General features: G+C 65.5%; 14 protein-coding genes and 1 tRNA gene. 11 read left to right on the forward strand and 4 right to left on the reverse strand.

What is annotated here, in order from left to right:
• Window positions 1-243: 243 nt before the first annotated feature.
• A tRNA-Leu gene (locus RCH07_RS08270) sits at window positions 244-326 on the reverse strand.
• Between the two features lie 409 nt (window positions 327-735).
• Here RCH07_RS08270 and RCH07_RS08275 point away from each other — a divergent pair.
• From RCH07_RS08275 to pknB, 7 genes are read left to right on the forward strand one after another with little or no spacing between them, the layout of a single operon-like run.
• Window positions 736-1,476 carry a DUF3662 and FHA domain-containing protein gene (locus RCH07_RS08275; protein WP_326966991.1) on the forward strand — a complete coding sequence of 247 codons (741 nt, stop codon included), beginning with the start codon at window positions 736-738 and terminating at the stop codon, window positions 1,474-1,476.
• Complete coding sequence (locus RCH07_RS08280) at window positions 1,473-1,955, forward strand: FHA domain-containing protein FhaB/FipA (RefSeq protein ID WP_326966992.1); 483 nt, start codon at window positions 1,473-1,475, stop codon at window positions 1,953-1,955. The genes RCH07_RS08275 and RCH07_RS08280 overlap by 4 nt, the downstream gene beginning before the upstream one ends.
• A 2-nt stretch (window positions 1,956-1,957) precedes the next feature.
• Complete coding sequence (locus tag RCH07_RS08285) at window positions 1,958-3,661, forward strand: PP2C family protein-serine/threonine phosphatase (protein WP_326966993.1); 1,704 nt, start codon at window positions 1,958-1,960, stop codon at window positions 3,659-3,661.
• Window positions 3,658-5,127 (forward strand): FtsW/RodA/SpoVE family cell cycle protein, encoded by a 1,470-nt coding sequence (locus tag RCH07_RS08290; protein ID WP_326966994.1) that lies wholly within the window; start codon window positions 3,658-3,660, stop codon window positions 5,125-5,127. Before RCH07_RS08285 ends, RCH07_RS08290 begins: the two co-directional genes overlap by 4 nt.
• A complete protein-coding gene (locus RCH07_RS08295) occupies window positions 5,124-6,578 on the forward strand; it encodes a peptidoglycan D,D-transpeptidase FtsI family protein (protein ID WP_326966995.1) in 1,455 nt (484 codons plus the stop codon). Before RCH07_RS08290 ends, RCH07_RS08295 begins: the two co-directional genes overlap by 4 nt.
• On the forward strand, window positions 6,575-8,446 hold the full coding sequence (locus RCH07_RS08300; protein ID WP_326966996.1) for a protein kinase domain-containing protein: 1,872 nt from the start codon (window positions 6,575-6,577) through the stop codon (window positions 8,444-8,446). Before RCH07_RS08295 ends, RCH07_RS08300 begins: the two co-directional genes overlap by 4 nt.
• 6 nt (window positions 8,447-8,452) lie before the next feature.
• On the forward strand, window positions 8,453-10,390 hold the full coding sequence (gene pknB / locus RCH07_RS08305; protein ID WP_326966997.1) for a Stk1 family PASTA domain-containing Ser/Thr kinase: 1,938 nt from the start codon (window positions 8,453-8,455) through the stop codon (window positions 10,388-10,390).
• 16 nt (window positions 10,391-10,406) lie between these two features.
• Here pknB and RCH07_RS08310 read toward each other — a convergent pair whose 3' ends face one another.
• Window positions 10,407-11,048 carry an aminodeoxychorismate/anthranilate synthase component II gene (locus RCH07_RS08310; protein ID WP_326966998.1) on the reverse strand — a complete coding sequence of 214 codons (642 nt, stop codon included), beginning with the start codon at window positions 11,046-11,048 and terminating at the stop codon, window positions 10,407-10,409.
• A 421-nt stretch (window positions 11,049-11,469) separates the two neighbouring features.
• Between RCH07_RS08310 and RCH07_RS08315 the strand changes: the two genes are divergently transcribed.
• From RCH07_RS08315 to RCH07_RS08330, 4 genes are all read left to right on the forward strand, one after another.
• Window positions 11,470-11,724 (forward strand): cell division protein CrgA, encoded by a 255-nt coding sequence (locus RCH07_RS08315; protein WP_326966999.1) that lies wholly within the window; start codon window positions 11,470-11,472, stop codon window positions 11,722-11,724.
• A gap of 98 nt (window positions 11,725-11,822) precedes the next feature.
• Window positions 11,823-12,428: a DNA-3-methyladenine glycosylase I gene (locus RCH07_RS08320; protein WP_326967056.1), complete on the forward strand. Its 606-nt coding sequence runs from the start codon at window positions 11,823-11,825 to the stop codon at window positions 12,426-12,428.
• A 352-nt stretch (window positions 12,429-12,780) separates the two neighbouring features.
• Window positions 12,781-13,095 (forward strand): hypothetical protein, encoded by a 315-nt coding sequence (locus RCH07_RS08325; protein ID WP_326967000.1) that lies wholly within the window; start codon window positions 12,781-12,783, stop codon window positions 13,093-13,095.
• Window positions 13,092-13,340 (forward strand): hypothetical protein, encoded by a 249-nt coding sequence (locus tag RCH07_RS08330; RefSeq protein WP_326967001.1) that lies wholly within the window; start codon window positions 13,092-13,094, stop codon window positions 13,338-13,340. The genes RCH07_RS08325 and RCH07_RS08330 overlap by 4 nt, the downstream gene beginning before the upstream one ends.
• 828 nt (window positions 13,341-14,168) lie before the next feature.
• Here the strand turns inward: RCH07_RS08330 and RCH07_RS08335 are convergent.
• A complete protein-coding gene (locus RCH07_RS08335; protein WP_326967002.1) occupies window positions 14,169-15,050 on the reverse strand; it encodes a rhomboid family intramembrane serine protease in 882 nt (293 codons plus the stop codon).
• A 9-nt stretch (window positions 15,051-15,059) separates the two neighbouring features.
• Complete coding sequence (locus RCH07_RS08340) at window positions 15,060-15,605, reverse strand: peptidylprolyl isomerase (protein WP_326967003.1); 546 nt, start codon at window positions 15,603-15,605, stop codon at window positions 15,060-15,062.
• Window positions 15,606-15,745: the final 140 nt, after the last annotated feature.

The raw sequence follows: 15,745 nt of genomic DNA on the forward strand, positions 1-15,745 counted from the left end.
ACGCAGCGACTCGACAGCATCAGCGGAAATGGGCATACATCATGTTCCCACCCAAAAACCGATTAGTCGTACTTATTTATGGGCGTGTCCTTAGCCGACGGAACTTTGGGAAAGCTTCGGCAGGCGCGGCCAGCTGCGGCAGCCCCGGACGGACTGACCCCCGGATTGGACCCCAAACCCTGACAGCAGTGCTTAAACCAAAGAACCCCGGTCCTGAGACCGGGGTTCTTCGTGTATTCTGCGTGCGCGAGGGGGGATTTGAACCCCCACGCCCTTTCGGACACTGGCACCTGAAGCCAGCGCGTCTGCCGTTCCGCCACTCGCGCGCAACTTCTTTCACCTGGAATCAGGTCCGGTTCCCGAACCGCCATCCTCGTAAAAGCAGCGAGATTCAGCATAACGGACAACCTCAGGAAAACACCAATCGCGGCGCGTACCCGCCATCGATCCCCACTCCGCAAGCCTTCGAAGCGGCCCGGCCTGGCCCCTTCAAGGCCGCTGCCGGACCTCTCGCCGGGCCCCGCAGGCATGCCGGCCCGGCCGGTGTCACCGCATGTCAGGACCGGTCCGCAGCGACTTTTCCCTACGGAGTGGCGGAGCGCATTAAGGCCATTCCCAGCCTCGCCCAGTAGTATCTGATGTGGGAGTGCCCGTCTACGGCGGGCTGCTTCACATGTTGTAAACCGAGTTCCGGAACGAATGCTGCCCCGCAGCCGTCAGGAAAGGAGAAGGACCATGGGATTGCTGGACAAAGTCGAGCGCGGCATCGAAAAGGCCGTCCGCGGAGTCTTCTCTACCGGTTCTCGTGCCCAGGTTGAGCCGGTCGAGATCGCCAGCCACCTCCGCCGCGAAGTCGACAACAAGGCCATCACCATCGCCGCCGGCCGCACCCTGGCACCCAACGTCTTCGACGTTCTTCTCAGTGATGATGATTTCCAGCGGGCCCAGGAATGGGGCACACCGCTCGCGGAGGAACTGTGCGACGTTGTCATCAACCACGTGCGCAGCCAGGGCTACACGCTCCAGGGCCCCGTCCGGATCAGCTTCCGCCGTGACGAAGAACGCCGCGCCGGCGATTTCGAAATCAAGTCACGGACCGAGAAGGCCTCCGCCCCGGCACAGCCCGGCGCGCAGGGCACCATGCCGGCCGCCCCGACGCGCCAGCCGTCCCGCATGCAGCCGGTGCTGGACATCGACGGCCAGCGCTATTCCCTGAACGCCCCGTCCGTTGTGCTCGGGCGTTCCTCCGAAGCGGACATTCTTATTGACGACACCGGCGTTTCGCGCCGCCACCTGGAAATCCGCTCCGGCCCGGGCGCCGCGCAGGCCATCGACCTGGGTTCCACGAACGGCAGCTACGTCAACGGCCACAAGATCGTGGGGAGTTCAGAACTCACGGACGGCTCCACGATCACGATGGGACGGACCAAGATCATCTTCCGCCTTTTGCCCGCCAATCCAGGGGGCCGCCAGTGAGTGAACTGACTATCACCGCTCTGCGCTTCGGGTTCCTCCTGCTCCTCTGGGTGCTGATTTTCAGCATCGTCTCAGCCATGCGCCGGGACCTGATGATTGGACGCAAGGCGGCCGCCGGGGCCCCCACGGCACGCCAGATCCGCAAGAACCCGACGCTGGCCGAGCCGGCCGCGGCGCCGGTGAAGCAGCAGGCGCGCCAGCTCGTGGTGACCGAAGGCCCGCTCAAAGGCACCACCATCGCCCTGGCCGCGAGCCCCATCCTCCTCGGCCGCGCCCAGGAAGCCACGCTCGTCCTCGAGGATGACTACGCCTCGGGCCGCCACGCCCGCCTGTTTCCGCAGGGCAGCCGCTGGTTCGTTGAGGATCTCGGCTCCACCAACGGCACATATCTGGCAGACCAGCAGCTGAGCCGGGCCCTGCCCGTAGAGCTGGGTGTCCCCGTGAGAATCGGCAAGACGGTCATCGAATTGAGGCCGTAGCCATGGCTGCACCGGACCGTCCCGCAGACCAGGCAGCAGGACAAGGAGCCGCCCCGACGCGGCCGCTCATCATGCGTTACGCCGCGCGCTCGGACGTCGGCCGTGTTCGCGCCAAGAATGACGACTCGGCCTACGCGGGCCAGCACCTCGCTGTCGTAGCCGACGGCATGGGCGGCCACGCCGGGGGCGATGTGGCCTCGGCCGCGACCGTGCTGGACATGATCCATCTGGACCATGACAACTACGACGGCGACGCCGAAACCGTCCTCGCCGACGAGATCCAGACCGCCAACTCGCTGCTTTCCGAACTGGTCCACATCAACCCCAAGCTTGCGGGCATGGGCACCACGGTCACAGCGCTGCTCCTGGCCGACGGCAAGCTCCATTTCGCCCACATCGGAGATTCCCGCGCCTACCGGCTGCGCAACGGCGACTTCGAACAGGTCAGCGTGGACCACACGTTCGTTCAGCGCCTCATCGACGAGGGCCGGCTGCGCCCCGAAGAGGCGGAAACGCACCCGCACAAGAACGTCCTGATGCGCGTTCTGGGCGACGTCGACGCGAGCCCCGAGCTGGACCTCGACACCCTCGAGGTCCAGTCAGGTGAGCGCTGGCTGCTCTGCTCCGACGGCCTGAACTACGTCGCCGGACACGTCGTGGAGCGCACCGTCCGCGAGACCAAGAGCCTGCGCGACTGCGCCGAACGCCTGGTCGAACTCACCCTCGAAGCCGGCGCCCCGGACAATGTCACCGTTGTGTTGGTGGACATCGCCGAACAGACGCCCGACGACGTGCGGACCGCCGCCGTCGAAATCGTCGCGGCCCCATCTGCAGCGGCGAGCGTCACGGCCGTTATCGCGGCAGACAGGACCGCCGCAGCGTCCACAGATGCCGGCGCAGCGGACACCGGCAGCACCTTTGGCGCCCCCGCGGAGCCCGCCGATTCCCCGACGACCGATGACGGGACGCCGGCCGGGCGGGCGGCAGACAAGGGAACGGACACGAACGAGCCCGAGACGACCACCGACCCGCACCTCGGCGAGCATCTCTCGGCAGAAGTCCTCCGGGAGGAGCTCTCCGGCCGCCCGCACGAACTCGTGGGCGCCGCCGCCGCCGCAGCGGAATCGGGATCCATCCCGTCCATTGCCGGACGCACCGTCGCCCGACGGGCGGCCACGGTGCTTACCCACAAAGCGGAGCAGGTCACGGAGGAAGCCGGGGAGTACAAGCCGGCCCGGCGCCGCTGGCTCACGGTCTCCGTTGCGGCGGCCATCGTGGCGCTGCTGGCCGTTGGCCTGTGGCTCGGCTATGCCTGGACCCAAACGCGGTACTACATCGGCGAACAAGACCAGCACGTGGCGATCTTCAACGGGGTTTCCCAGCGACTGGGACCCATCCAGCTCTCCACCCTTGAAGCGGTGACCAAAATCCGGATGTCAGACCTCCCCGAATTCTCCCAGCAGCGCGTGCGCCAGACGGTCCCCGCGCGGGACCTCTACGACGCGCAGCGGATCGTGAAGAACCTTGAGCGGACCGGCACCACGGCACCCGCGGATGAATGCCTCACTCCCTCCCCTGCAGCCACCGCCACCGGGGCTAATCCCAGTCCCGGGGCCACCGGGACGGCCGCACCGTCGGCCGCTCCAACGCCCGCTCCGACGGCCGCTCCAACGACAGCCGCTCCCGGTTGCGAGGGGGACAAGTGACCACGATCGAGACCGCCCCCAAGCCGCGTCGGAACGTTGAACTCGTCCTGCTGGTGCTCGCACTCGTCGTCGGCATCGGTGCGCAGGCACTCGTTGGCGTGGACAAGCAGAAAGCCTTCGATACGGATTTCTGGTTCCAGTCGAGCCTGCTGGCCGCCGCAGCCCTGGCCTTCCACGTTGTGCTGCGCCTCCGGGCTAAATATGCCGACCCGGTAATACTTCCGCTTGTGGTGGCACTCAACGGCCTCGGCCTCGCCATGATCCACCGGCTTGACAGGGTGGGCGAAGACACCGGCAACAACCAGCTGCGCTGGACGCTGGTGGCAATGGCCGTCTCCATCGCCGTGATCTGGTTCCTCAAGGACCACAGGGTCCTCCGCCGTTTCACCTACATTTCACTGGCTGCCAGCGCGGTACTCCTGATTCTGCCGCTGGTCCCCGGCATCACCGCCGGTGAAATCCTGGGTGCGAGGGTATGGATCAGGTTCGGCTCCATGACCTTCCAGCCGGGCGAAATCGCCAAGATCACCCTCGCTATATTCTTTGCCGGGTATCTTTCCTCGAACCGTGACCTCATCCTGCTGGCCGGCAGGAAAATCGGGCCGGTCCAGTTCCCCCGGTTCAAGGACATGGGCCCTATGCTCGCGGCCTGGCTTGTGAGCATCGGCGTGCTGATCTTCCAGCGCGACCTGGGCTCCTCGATCCTGTTCTTCGGACTCTTCCTCGTGATGATCTACGTCGCCACCAGCCGCATCAGCTGGGTGATCATCGGCGTCGTTCTGATCGCCGCCGGCGGCTTTGTGGCCTCGCGGGCGTTCTCCCACGTGGCGCTGCGGATCGACGGCTGGATGAACGCCTTCACCGACGAAGTCTACGGACGCGAGTTCGGCGGCAGCCTGCAGATTGTCGAGGGCCTCTTCGGGATGGCCAACGGCGGACTGGTCGGCACGGGCTTCGGTCAGGGCCGTCCCAATCTGGTGCCCTTCGCCAACAGCGACATGATCATCGCTTCCTTCGGCGAGGAGCTTGGACTGATCGGGCTCTTCGCCATCGTCCTGATGTACCTGCTGCTCTTCACGCGCGGCTTCCGCGCCGCCCTGGGAACCCGCGACGCCTTCGGGAAACTGCTCGCGACCGGGCTCTCCTTCGCCATCGCACTGCAGTGCTTCGTGGTCATCGGCGGCGTCACCCGGCTCATCCCGCTTACCGGACTCACGACGCCGTTCCTCGCGGCCGGCGGGTCCTCGCTGTTGGCCAACTGGATCATCGTGGGTCTACTCCTGATGATCTCGCACACGGCACGGGGCCCCGTGGACACCACACCGCTGCCGCCCGGTCAGGTGCCGGATGCCGGCAAGGACACCCCTGCGGCGCCTTCGAGGCCCGCTTCCGCCGGCACCGGCCGGAACAGCCAGGCCGGCCGGAACAGTCCGGAAGCCCCCACCGAGGCGGTGAAGCAGCTGTGAACCAGGCCATTCGCAGTTCATGGATAGCCGCGATCACCATGTTTGCGCTGATCTTCGGGGCGCTCAGCTTCGTCCAGGTGATCGGTGCCGACGACCTCAAGGCTAATGCCTGGAACAAGCGCACCCTCCTGCAGAACTACTGCAACGACAGGGGCGCGATCATCGTCGGCGGCACCCCAGTGGCCGAGTCCGTTCCTGCCTCCGAGAGCTGCCAGTTCCAGCGCACCTACACCCAGCCGCAGTTGTACGCCGGGATCACCGGCTACTTCTCCAGGAGCTTCGGCCTGACGGGGCTGGAGAAGGCAATGAACCGGGAGCTCGAGGGGAGCTCGGACCAGCTCTTCCTGGACCGGATCGGCCAGCTCTTCCTGGGTAACCAGCCCAAGGGCGCCTCGGTGGAACTGACTCTCGACCCCAAGATCCAGAAGCTCGCCTACGACCTCATCCCCGACGGACAGCGAGGTTCAATCGTGGTGACGAACCCGAAGACCGGCGCCATCCTCGCGATGGTGTCCAAGCCGTCCTACGATCCCAACCTGATTGCCACCCAGGATACGGATGCCGAGGCCGCCAACATCAATGAACTCAACAAGGTCCCCGGGATCAACTTGAACCAGAACGTCAGTGGTCCCACCGGCGCCCTGCTGGCCCCCGGCTCGGTCTTCAAGCTCGTGGACACGGCGGCGGCGCTCAGCTCGGGCAAATACAACAAGGACAGTGTGTTGCCCAACCCGGCGGAAATGCCCTTCCCCGGCATCCAGTACAAACTCCCCAACTACGCCGGCGGCAACTGCTACACCCGGGATACGGCCACCTTCGCGTTTGCGCTGCAGCAGTCGTGCAACACTCCCTTCGCCAGCATCGCCCTGGATCTGGGCGAGAAGGCGATCGCCGATCAGTCGGAGAAATTCGGTTTCGGCCAGGAGATTGGCGACCAGCTGAAGCTGGAAGCCGCCACAAAGGCCTTCCCCACGGACCTCGACGACGCCTCGCTGGCCCAGTCGGCGATCGGCCAGCGTGATGTCCGGGCCACCCCGCTCCAGATCAACCAAATGACGTCCGCGATCGCCAACGGCGGAGTCCAGCTGCAGCCTAACTTGATCAAGGCCGTACGCTCCCCTGACCTGCGGACCATCAGCGAGCCGAAACCCCGGACCCTGCGGACCTCCACGACGCCGGAGATTGCGCGGCAGATCAACGAGTGGATGGTCAGTGTGGTCACCGACGGCATCGCCCGCGGGGCTGCCGTACCCGGGCTCAAGGTAGCCGGCAAGACCGGCACCGCGGAGCTCGGCAACGGTCTGAACAACTCATGGTTTACCGGGTTCGCCCCGGCGAATGACCCGCAAGTGGCTGTCACCATCGTCATGGAAGGCGTAGACATCACCACCGGCGCGCAGCTAACCAGTCCGAACGCGAAGAAGATTTTTGAGGCGGTGTTGAACAAGTGAGGCCTACATCGGGAATCACCCTCGGCGGCAGATTCCAGCTGACCACACGCATTGCGATCGGCGGCATGGGAGAGGTCTGGAAGGCCAAGGACCTGATACTGGGTCGCATCGTGGCCATCAAGGTGCTCAAGGAGGAGTACACCGGCGACCCCGGCTTCCTCCAGCGCTTCCGGGCCGAGGCGCGCCACACCGCGCTCCTGAACCACGTGGGAATCGCCAACGTCTTTGACTACGGCGAGGAAGAAGGCTCCGCCTACCTCGTGATGGAACTGGTTCCGGGCCAGCCGCTGAGCAGCATCATCGAACACGAACAGGTGCTCTCCCCGGACCGGACCCTGTCGATGATCGCGCAGACTGCACGGGCCCTCTCGGTCGCCCACAAGCAGGGTCTGGTGCACCGTGACGTCAAACCGGGCAACCTGCTCATCACCCCGGACGGCCGCGTCAAGGTCACCGACTTCGGCATCGCCCGCCTGGCGGACCAGGTTCCGCTGACCCAGACCGGACAAGTCATGGGCACGGCCCAGTATCTGGCCCCGGAGCAGGCCACCGGTCAGCTCGCCACCGGCGCCTCGGACATCTACGCGCTTGGCGTGATCGGCTACGAGTGCCTCACCGGCCACCGGCCATTCTCCGGCGAATCCCAGATCGCCATCGCGCTGGCACAGGTCAACGACGCCCCGCCGCCGCTTCCGGAAACCCTGCCCAGGCCCGTCCGTGCCCTGCTGATGTCGATGCTGGCGAAGGATCCGAAGAACCGCCCGGCCGACGCCCTTAAGCTCTCCGAGGCAGCCGAAGCCATCCGCAACGGCGACATCCCTGCGGCCCACGCCGCCGTCCCCGGCATGCTGCTCTACGAGGCGGCACCCGGCGCCGTCACGGCGCCGGTGGACATCCCCACCGCGGCTACGGGGGTGATCGGCGCGGCAGACCGTTCGACGTCGGCCACCTCCGCACTTCCTGTGGTCGGCGCCGCCGGCGCAGGTGCTGCCGCAGGTCTGGCTGCCGGCGCCGGCGCCACCGGTGCGAGCAACACCCTCTCCCGTGCCGACGCCCTCGCGGCGGAACGCAACTGGGAGCAAGAGGACGACGACTACGACGAGCCGGTGGATGAGCCGCAGCGCCGCGGCCGGAGTCCCTGGACGTGGCCGCTGATCGCCCTGATCCTGCTGGTGCTCTTTTCCCTCGTGGGCGTGGTCCTGACCCAGGCCGGAATCCTCTTCCCGCCGCAGTCGCCGGCCAGCAGCAGCGCCGTATCGACGAGTGCCTCGTCAAGCGCCTCGTCAATCACTACGTCGAGCAGCACCAGCGCCCCACCCACGTCCAAGAGCCCCAGCCCCACCAGCAGCTCCGCGACGCCCACCCAGTCCACCCCGCCGGCGATCGTCTTGGTTCCGGAGGCCTATCTGGGCCTGCCCTTCACCGAAGTCCGCGGAAAGCTGATCGGAATGAAGCTGCAAGTCACCGGCGCGGAGGTCTTCGACAACGCGACTCCTGGAACTGTCACAAATATTGACCCTTCGGGACAGGTGCAGCCCGGGCAGACCATCACGGTGACGTACTCCAAGGGACCGGAGTCCGTCCCGGTCCCGCCTATCCAGTCCGGTGCCAGCGAAACTGCAGTGCAGCAGGCCATCCAGAACGCCGGCTTCCGCTGGGCAAAGGGGGATCCCGTCGATCCCACGTCCAATAAGGAGCCCGCCGGCACCTTTGTCAGCTCAGAGCCTGCTTCCGGGGCCAAAGCCCCGGCCGGATCCTTGGTGACGTATCACCTGGCCAAGGCCCCGGCTCCGGCCGCCGGCCCCCTGCCGGACTGCAAGGCAACCGAGAAACCCGGGACCCCGCCCACCTGCAAGGCCACCCCGTAGGTCATGATGACTAATTCACCCCGCACACCGTCACACCGGGAGGACCGCCGCCCCGTGAACACCCAGCGCGTCCTCAGTGGGCGCTACGAGCTGGGCGAACTGATCGGCCGCGGCGGCATGGCGGACGTGTTCCGCGGTACGGACACACGTCTGGGGCGCACCGTCGCGGTGAAGCTGCTGCGCCCGGACCTGGCCAGGGACCCGCAGTTCCAGGCGAGGTTCAAACGCGAGGCGCAGGCCGTCGCCGCGCTCAACCACCCCTCCATTGTCGCCATCTTCGACACCGGAGACCATGCCGTACCCGGCGACCACGAGGACACTGTCCGGGTGCCCTACATTGTGATGGAGTTCGTGCCCGGGAAGACCATCCGCGAGCTCATCCGGGCCAAGGAAATCGCGATCGATCAGGCGATCGACTTCACCCTGGGTGTCCTTTCCGCGCTCGACTACAGCCACAAGGCCGGAATCGTCCACCGCGACATCAAACCGGCCAACGTGATGTTCTGCCCGGACGCCAACAGCATCAAAGTCATGGACTTCGGCATCGCCCGGGCTATGGCGGACTCAGGTGCCACCATGACGCAGACCCAGGCGGTGGTGGGCACCGCCCAGTACCTGTCACCTGAGCAGGCCCGCGGCGAGACCGTGGATGCCCGCAGCGATCTCTATTCGGCCGGCTGCCTGCTGTACGAGATGCTGACCGGCCGCCCTCCGTTTGTCGGGGACAGCCCGGTGTCTGTGGCCTACCAGCATGTCCGGGAGATCCCGGAGCTTGCCAGCAGCCTGAACCCGGACATCTCAGAAGCCCTGGACAGTGTCCTGATGAAGGCGTTGCAGAAGAACCGGGCGGACCGTTTTCAGGATGCCGCAGCCTTCCGTCGGGCGCTCCGGGCCGCGCGCAGCGGCGTCGGCGTTGCGCCTCTCGCCGCCAGTGAGGCGCCGACCGACCCGAACGACCACGTTCCGGCGTCGGACGGCACACCGACAGCCGCTTTCACCATGACCGGGGCGAAGTTCCTTGACGAGTCACCGGGCGGCAGGCTCCGGCCTTCCCCGGAAGCCCTGGGTGACCACAATGCCCCTCCGGTCCAAAGCTATGGCGTCTCGGACTCGGGCAGCCTGCCCTTGGTCCTCCCGGCCGGACGCGAGCGTACCCCGCGTCAGTTGTCTCGCCGTCGGACCTGGATTACTACCCTCGCCATCCTCACGGTCCTGGTCTTGACCGGCGGCGGTCTGTGGCTCTACAACATGATGAACCAGGCCCCGCCGCCGGTAGCCAAAGTTCTGGTTCCAACGGTGACGTCACTTACGGAGTCCGAGGCACTGCAGAAGCTCTACAACGTTGGGCTCAAACCCCAGCTCAACCGGATGCAGGACGAAACCATCGGCAAGGGCAGCGCGATCGGCACGGCGCCGTCCGCGGGCAGTTCCCTGGACCCAAATTCGGCCATCACGCTCAACATCTCCGACGGTCCAAGCGTCGTCACCATCCCCGCGGACCTGCCCGGCCGGACGGAGGCAGCTGCGCGCGATGTCCTCCGCCAGAAGGGCCTCACCGGTGCGCCGGGGACCACCATGTCCAACAGCCCCACGGTGCCGGCCGGGCTGGTGATCTCCACGAACCCCGCGCCGGGCCAGAATGTGGCCGTCGGCAGCACGGTGGAGCTCATCGTCTCCACCGGAAAAGTAGCCGTTCCGCAGCTCATCGGCAGGCCACAGGCTGAGGCGGAAGCAGCCCTGAAGGAGCTCGGGCTGGTCCTCAAGGTCACGGAAGTCGAGAATTCGCAGGTGGAACCGGGGAAGGTCACGGGCCAGAGCGACGCTGCGGGCGCCCAGGTCGAGCAGGGAAAGACCATCACCGTCACGGTGGCCAAGGCCCCGGTACCCCCGCCGACACCAACACCGAGCCGAACACCGACCCCTTCGCCGACCCCCAGCAAGTAGGGGCTTGTCGCTGGCCTCAGTGCTTGATCAGCGGGCTAAGTTCCGATGCCCGCCGGGCGGCGCCGGCCATTCCCAAAGATTCGAGCCAGTTGCCGAGCATCTGGTAGCCGCCCTCGGTCAGCACGGACTCCGGATGGAATTGCACTCCGCACAGTGGTGCGGTGCGGTGCTGCAGCCCCATCACGACGCCGGTCGCCGTCTCGGCAGTGACCTCCAGGATCTCCGGGATGCTCTCCCGGACGGCCGACAGGGAGTGATAGCGGGTAGCGGTGAAGGGGGAAGGGAGGCCGGCGAAAAGGCCGGTCCCGCGATGTTCCACGAGCGAGGTCTTGCCGTGCATAAGCTCCGGGGCATGGGTGACTGTTCCGCCGTAGGCTTCGGCCAGAGCCTGGTGCCCCAGGCATACGCCGAGCATCGGCGTGTCGTGGCTGCCGCACCACTTGATCAGATCGATGCAGATCCCGGCCCCGGCGGGAGTTCCCGGGCCCGGCGAGATGAGAACGCCGTCGCGCGCTTCCGCCAGTTCGGTCGCCTCGGCGAGGGTAACGTCGTCGTTCCGGACGACGGTGGTCTCCGCGCCGAGCTCCTGGAGGTATCCCACCAGGGTGTAGACGAAGCTGTCGTAGTTGTCGACGACCAGAATTTTGGTAGCGCTCATGGGTGCCTTGCCGAACCAATCGTTGAATATGTGAACCGGGTGAACTGTGCCAGCCAAGGGATAAAGTACTGAACCATCAATACCAGCATCCCGGTGGCCAGCACCAGCGAGGTGACGACGCGAACACTATCGCCGGGCAGCAAGGCGTCAGGGCGTCGAAATTGAACAGGACGGCGCCGTGCGTCTGCCGGTGGCCGGCCACGGCGAAGTTTCCCGACGGCGGATCTCTCCTGCAACTGCAGCATCCGGCTTCTCCCTCTGGACGGTCGCGGCGGGCATGGGCGTGGCCCGAACTACAGCTAGAATTGGCTGCGAGTAAGCATTCACCCTTGATCAAGAGCGTGTTGGCCGCCGGCGTTTTACCTTCTTGCAGGATATCAAGCCGCGGTGCCGCTCCTGTTCCAGCCGCCTAGGAGGACCCGTGCCCGAGTCAAAGCCGCGTAAGAGGACTGCCCGCGAGACGCCGCAGACTTCGGCCGCGCAGGCCAACAAGCCAAACGCGGTCTGGTTCAAGCCGGTAATGTTCGGCCTCATGATCATTGGACTGTTCTGGATCATCACCTTCTACATCAGCGAGGGTGTCTTTCCGGTGCAGGCCTGGGGTGCAGGGAACATTGTGGCCGGGTTCGGCATCGCAATCGTCGGCTTCCTGATGACCACCCGCTGGCGCTCCTGAGCCAACAGCCGCACGGAGGACTGACTCCCGTCCGCGGCATAGTCCGGCTGTGGGAACTGTACTGATTCGGCCACTACCAACTGCTGGTGAGGAAGAGTATGGCTCCGGGCGTCAACGGCACCGTGATCGGCGAGGACGGCCTGGCCCGTCCGGTGTGGGCGTCGGCCGACCCGATGCTGCGCGAATATTACGACACTGAGTGGGGCCTGCCGGTCCGCGATGAACAGGGCCTGTATGAACGCATCAGCCTCGAGGCTTTCCAGGCGGGGCTGTCCTGGGCCACCATTCTTCGAAAGCGGCCGGCGTTCCGGACCGCGTTCCACCACTTTCATCCCGAGACGGTAGCGGCCTTCACCGAGTCCGACGTCGAACGCTTGCTGCTGGACGCCGGGATTGTCCGGAACCGGCTGAAGATCCGGGCGGCCATCACCAACGCCCAGGCAACAATCGCACTGAGGAACGACGGCGGTCTGGTCGACTTCGTGTGGGCGTTCCAACCGGATTCCACTCCCGAGCCGACATCCCATGACCAGATCCCCACAACCTCGGCGGAATCCATTGCACTGTCCAAAGCACTCCGCAAGCGGGGGTTCGCCTTCGTCGGCCCCACCACCATGTACGCCCTGATGGAAGCCATCGGGATCGTTGATACCCATCTGCTCGACAGCCATCGGCGCGGCAGCTCCCGGGTCTGGACGCGCTGACCACCGTCCGCGCCGGTGTGTACAACTTTGCACAAGTTGTCCACACTTGTTGATAAACCGGCGGGGCCGTCGGCCCGGATGACCGCCGGCACGGCGCGCTGTTGCCGTCCACGCGCCCATCCCACACAGAAGGCCAGGGTGAACTACAACCGTGTGAGTTACTAACACTGTGGATAGCCTGTGGATAAATTTCCCGACCAATCCTTCCTGCGACGCCCGATGCACAGCATTCGATGCAAAGCATTCCATGCAAAGCACTTGAGGCGCGGTGGGCCCGGCCGGACCCGAACAGCCACCGCCACCCCGCGGCATCATCAGCAATCACGCCGGGCCGCCGGCCACGGACCACCGCGTGATGGCGTATTACGTCGAAATTCCAATACTCAGAGGCCGGGAACGGCACCACGCCCGTCAGTCGGCCGGCGTCGTCGTAGGTGTACTCGCTCCGGTGTCGGTGGCGCCCGCGGACTATAAAGCACTCGAGGCGTACTCGCGCAGCGCGTCCGCGTCGACGACGGCCGCGACGCAGGACCCCGCCGTCAAGAGCGCCGCCTATCCCGTCCAGCGGATGAAAGGCGTGGAGGTGCACACTCCGACGCGAATCGTGACGCCCAGCCCCCTGAGGATCACCCTGGTGCCGGTTGGGCGGGCGGCGCCGACGGGTTGAACCCGCTCTATGCCGGTCCCGCATCGGGCAAACCCTCACAGATGCTCGCCGCGGTGACCGACGGCGAGCAGGGCGTGCGGGTCTCCGATGGCTCTGGCGGAGCGCTGGCGGTGGACAGCTCGGGGCTGACAGTATCGGCCCTGCCGATCACACCCCAATGCACCGTGCGCGCCTGCGTCTGGATCTTCAACGAGCTGAAGTCCCCGGGCTTTGGGATCACATCCCGCGAGAACTCGAAGGACTAAGGTCCGTCAGGGATTTGAAACCTCTGGTCGAACACCGGAGAGTTATCCACTTAACAACACTGCAGTACCCACAAGTTATCCACAGTTGGGGAAAACGCTCCGCTCCCCGGTCGCTCATGTTCCATCCCGGGGCCCAGGACAAGCGATGCAGGGCGGGATAGTTTCACCATCAAGGTCTCAGAACTGTGAACAACTCTGTTGACATCGGGTCTCAATGTAGAGGGGCCGTCCGCTACCGCCTGTGGTCACGGCTTTCTTGCCGCCACGGCTCGCCTTGATCCGTCCAAGGGAACCCCGAACCCGGGGTTTGTCCACTTAACCACAGGGCACCCTATTAAAGTTATCCACAATTGTGGACAAAATCGGCAGTATCGGCGGAAAATCGCCAGTAGTGGCCGTCAGATCCGGGGGGCCCCTATGAACTACATCGATGTAAGTTACCAACAGTGTGGATAACCCCTGTGGACAACTTTCGCGGCGCCTCCGGGCTCATCCGCGGGCGTGACCTTCTTGCCGTCATTCACGGGATGCTCCGTGGGAAGCGGGAGCGGACCGATGAGGCGGGGCGGGGCGCACCAGGCAGGGCGTGCAACGGCGGCGGCGAAACGTAGGACATGCCGGAGCAGCGCTAGTAGGCATTTTCGTCGGTTCGTCGGGGGTCCGGGCGCGGTGTCCGGGCGCGGTGGCCAGGCTCAAGGACATGCCCCGCGCCCTGGCCGGCAGGTGGACATAGTCCCATTCTGCCCACTCCCTGGGGGCGAAGAATGGGCATGTCCCCCGGCGCGAAAAGGCCCAGCCTGACCTTCGACTAACCGGCGAATATGACCGCTAGGCGCTGGACATCCGGAACGCGGTGGCGGCGACCAGCAGAGCGAGGACGAGCACGAGGCCGCCGGCCTGCAGCAGGCCCTGGCGCTTGCCGCGGGGAGTGTAGGCGATGACGGCAGCGCAGAGGGCTCCCGTAACCAGGCCACCAAGATGGGCCTGCCAGGCAATTTGGGGTACCACAAAACCGACCGCGCCGTTGATGGCGATCAGGACCCACAACTGCCGTGTATCCCCGCCGCGATGGCGCTGGACTACGAGCATGGCCCCAAAGAGGCCAAAGATGGCGCCCGATGCGCCGACCACTCCGGTCAACGGCTGGCCGGGGCTGTAGGCGGGCGTCAGCAGGAGGAACCCAACCGAACCGCCCAGAGCGGAGAGCATATACACGGCCAGGAACCGGATCCGGCCCAGCAGGGGCTCCAGGGCCTGGCCGAAGATCCACAGCGTGTACATGTTCAGGACGATGTGCAGGATGAAGCCCTGGGAATGGAGGAACGCAGACGTGACCATGCGCCACGGCTCGAACACCCCGTACTCAGGAGTGGCATACACGGTGGCGAAGGCGAGGTTCCCATAGATCCCGTCGCTGGGAATCAGCCACTGCAGCATGTAGAGCACGGCGCACACCGCGATGATGGCGAAGGTGACCACGGGCTTGCCGGTGGCCACGGCCCCGCCGTAGACGGTCTTGACGTCCGGCGTCGTACGTTTTGTTTCGTTGACGCAGTCAACGCACTGGAATCCGACGGCGGCCGCCCGCTGGCAGTCGGGGCACGCCGGGCGCCCGCACCGCTGGCAGCGCACATAGGCGGGCCGGTCCGGGTGCCGGGGGCACACCGGGATCTGCGCGGACGGCTCTGCCGCCGGAAGTCCGTAGCTCATGGGCCGGGCTTAGAGCTTTTCTACGTCAATGCTGTTGATGGTGACGTCCTCGACCGGACGGTCGCCCATACCGGTGCGGACGCCCTCGATGGCGTCGACGACCTTCTTGGAGTCCTCATCGATAACCTCGCCGAAGATGCTGTGCTTGCCCTGCAGCCAGCCGGTGGGGATGGTGGTGATGAAGAACTGGGAACCGTTGGTTCCGCGGCCCATCTGAACGCCGGCATTCGCCATAGCCAGCTTGTAGGGTGCGTTGAAGGTGAGCTCCGGGTGGATCTCGTCGTCGAACTTGTAGCCGGGTCCGCCAACGCCGCGGCCCAGGGGATCGCCGGCCTGGACCATGAAATCCTTGATGATGCGGTGGAAGATGGTGCCGTTGTAGAGCGGCGTGCCCGTCTTGTCCTCGCCCGTTTCCGGGTGCGTCCAGGCCTTCTCTCCCGTGGCCAGTCCGACGAAGTTTTCTACCGTCTTGGGGGCATGGTTACCGAAGAGGTTGACGACGATGTCGCCCAGGCTCGTGTGGATGGTTGCTTTTGCAGTTGCGATGGCAGTCATAGGCCCTATTCTTCCATGAAGGGCCAATACAGACAGGGGCGGACGGCCAGTTCCGCGCTGGGTGAAATCGCCCCCGAATAGGGATGAAAAATAGCGGGTGAGGTCTGGGACACGTAGGCTAACTCCAGAAGCGTCACATT

Origin of the sequence: Arthrobacter sp. CG_A4, from assembly GCF_035985125.1 — a bacterium.
In the GTDB taxonomy this organism is placed as follows: Bacteria; Actinomycetota; Actinomycetes; order Actinomycetales; family Micrococcaceae; genus Arthrobacter.

Excerpts from the sequence above, each read along its gene's own strand:
- RCH07_RS08285 (WP_326966993.1), top strand. The coding sequence starts at position 1,958 with ATGGCTGCACCGGACCGTCCCGCAGACCAGGCAGCAGGACAAGGAGCC.
- RCH07_RS08335 (WP_326967002.1), bottom strand. The coding sequence starts at position 15,050 with ATGAGCTACGGACTTCCGGCGGCAGAGCCGTCCGCGCAGATCCCGGTG.
- RCH07_RS08310 (WP_326966998.1), bottom strand. The coding sequence starts at position 11,048 with ATGAGCGCTACCAAAATTCTGGTCGTCGACAACTACGACAGCTTCGTC.
- pknB (WP_326966997.1), top strand. The coding sequence starts at position 8,453 with ATGACTAATTCACCCCGCACACCGTCACACCGGGAGGACCGCCGCCCC.
- RCH07_RS08320 (WP_326967056.1), top strand. The coding sequence starts at position 11,823 with ATGGCTCCGGGCGTCAACGGCACCGTGATCGGCGAGGACGGCCTGGCC.
- RCH07_RS08340 (WP_326967003.1), bottom strand. The coding sequence starts at position 15,605 with ATGACTGCCATCGCAACTGCAAAAGCAACCATCCACACGAGCCTGGGC.
- RCH07_RS08275 (WP_326966991.1), top strand. The coding sequence starts at position 736 with ATGGGATTGCTGGACAAAGTCGAGCGCGGCATCGAAAAGGCCGTCCGC.